At 59.3% G+C, this 2,095-nt stretch carries 2 protein-coding genes; both read right to left on the bottom strand.

Annotated features, from left to right (window positions below):
• Positions 1 to 996: ABC transporter substrate-binding protein (locus EN745_RS33985; RefSeq protein ID WP_145992310.1), on the bottom strand; the 996-nt coding region annotated here is incomplete at its 3' end.
• Between the two features lie 106 nt (positions 997 to 1,102).
• The coding region (locus tag EN745_RS33980) for an ABC transporter ATP-binding protein (RefSeq protein WP_145992309.1) at positions 1,103 to 2,095 on the bottom strand (993 nt) is incomplete at its 5' end.

Below are 2,095 nucleotides of genomic sequence, written 5' to 3'. Positions count from 1 at the left end.
GTTATCACCCCAGAAGGCGAGGTCGATATCCAAAGAATTTTTCATATTATCGGGTGCAGACGGAAGGTTTGGCAGGATCTCTGGATCGACAAGCGCGGTGGCGTCTTCGTTGCTGGGAGCGTAAGGGATGAGACCTGCCATCTTAGCTTGCGCCTCCGGCGAGCTGGCGAAAGCAATAAACTTATAAGCGTCGTCCAGCCGCGGGGTGCCTTTGGGTATCATCCAGTAATCCCAACTTAGCAGTGTTGCGTCCCACATAATCTCAAAATTCTTGCCGGAGTTCTTGACGGCGTCATAGACGCGACCGTTCCATGCTGAGGTCATGACGACTTGGCCGTCGGCCAATAACTGCGCTGGCTGGGCGCCGGCCGTCCACCAGATGACATCCTTCTTGATCGTGTCGAGCTTCTTAAATGCGCGATCGACGCCGTCCGGTGTGGCGAGTACCTTGTACACGTCATGGATAGGCACGCCGTCGGCGATAAGCGCCCATTCGAGATTGACCTGCGCGCTCTTGTTCAGTCCACGCTTGCCGGGGATTTTCTTCAGGTCAAATAGATCGGCGATAGTCTTCGGGCCGTTTGCTAGCTTGTCCTTATCATAAACAATGACGTTGGCTGCAGCTGACGTCGGAACCCCGCATTCCTGCCTGCCCTTGAACTTCGCTGGATCGAGGCCCAGCTTGTTCCAGTCGATCGTCTCAATGATCCCTGCGGTGCACATTTGACCTATGCCGTAGCCGCCGTCCACCACGTCCCAGCTCACGGTCTTGGTCTCTACCATAGCCCGAATCTTGGCTGACTCGCCGCTCCACTCGCCTTCGGTTACCTTGATCCCTGTCGCCGCCGAGAAGGGCTCGAAATAGGCAATATGCTGACTTTTCTGGAAGTTTCCGCCCCAGGAAACGAGAGTCAGCTGATCGCCCGCGAAGGCGAGCTTCACAGGCCACAGTGCGCTCACTGCCAAGCCGGTCACGCCTATGGCGCGGGCAACCATCGAGCTCGTCCTCATTCTATTACTCCTCCCTGTTATGCCGTCCATTATAGGAGCGGCGCTGTGAAACACCCGGCCGCCTTAGTGGCGGCGCCTCAAGTCGATGTCATTAAGCGCACAGCGCCCGACAATCCTCCGTTCTCCATCCAACCGTCACTGCGGCACCGGGCTCCACGTGAGCCACGCCCTCCGAATTCGATAGCTTGACCACAAAATCATCCCGGCCACAGACCGACATCCGGGCACGGACATGGTCGCCGAGGTAGACCACCTCCGCCACCCGCGCGCTGAAGACATTGGGCACCGACCCGGGCGTTGGATTCAGTTTCACGCGCTCCGGCCGCAAGGACAACACGGTCGGCCGACCAACCATGTCGACGTTGACTGCCAGTGCCTGCACGTTGCCCGCTCCCGGAATCTCCACTGTGCAAGTCGTCCCGTTTAGAGCGATGACATTTCCATGCAGCCGATTGTTTTCGCCGATGAACTGGGCGACGAAGGGGTTCTGCGGCCGTTCGTACAGTTCGGCTGGCGTGGCAAGCTGCTGGATGACGCCGTCGTTGAACACCGCAATGCGGTCCGACATAGTCAGCGCCTCGCCCTGGTCATGCGTCACGTAGACCACGGTGATGCCGAGATCCCCGTGGATATGCTTGATCTCGAGCTGCATCTCCTCGCGCAGCTGTTTATCGAGTGCGCCGAGCGGCTCGTCCATAAGCACGAGCTTGGGCTCGAAGACGAGCGCCCGCGCGAGCGCCACGCGCTGCTGTTGCCCCCCGGAAAGTTGACCAGGCCGGCGCTTGCTGTGGGCACCGAGCCGGACCATATCGAGCGCGCGCTTGATCCTAACTTCTATCTCGGGCTTGCCGAGCTTGCGGACCTTGAGCGGGAAAGCAAGGTTCTCCTCCACGGTCATATGCGGAAACAGCGCATAGTTTTGGAACACCATGCCAATGTCGCGCTTGTGCGGCGGCGTGCCGTCAATCGACCGCCCCTCCAGAAGAATAGAGCCCTGGGTAGGCACCTCAAAGCCCGCGAGCATCATGAGGGTCGTCGTCTTGCCGGATCCGGAGGGCCCCAGCATGGTCAAAAACTCACCCCG

It is taken from the genome of Mesorhizobium sp. M4A.F.Ca.ET.022.05.2.1, from assembly GCF_003998845.1.
Classification (GTDB): domain Bacteria; phylum Pseudomonadota; class Alphaproteobacteria; order Rhizobiales; family Rhizobiaceae; genus Mesorhizobium.
This window is presented reverse-complemented; position numbering and strand designations above follow the sequence as displayed.